Source organism: Acinetobacter sp. LMB-5 (genome assembly GCF_001541635.1).
GTDB lineage: Bacteria > Pseudomonadota > Gammaproteobacteria > Pseudomonadales > Moraxellaceae > Acinetobacter > Acinetobacter pittii.
On record NZ_LRDR01000125.1, the window covers coordinates 1 to 319 of the forward strand.

At 51.7% G+C, this 319-nt stretch carries 1 pseudogene; it reads right to left on the reverse strand.

The features are described 5' to 3' along the window. Positions 1-319, reverse strand: a pseudogene (locus AW165_RS18800) (hypothetical protein); the annotation flags it as partial.

The following is a 319-nucleotide window of genomic DNA, read 5'->3' on the forward strand; positions in this document are numbered from 1 at the left end:
GTCTGCAGTCACGACATCTAGGTTTGCTACCGCTTTCGACATTTCTTCGTCGTTGCTGTTCAAACCAAGGCTTAGTAGACGGTTACGCACCAATACAAGCTCACCAACCATGTTCATGATGGTGTCTAGTGTCGAAGTATCAACACGTACAGTTGCTTCTGCTTGTGGCTTCTTAACCGCTGGCACTTTCGCTTCTTCTTTTACCGCAACCGGTTTTGCTTCTGGCTTAGGAGCTAGAGCTGGTGCAGGAGAAGGCGCAGCCGCTACTGGAGCTGGTTGAGGCGCTGGTGCAGGTTCTGCTTTTGGCGCTTCTGGTGCC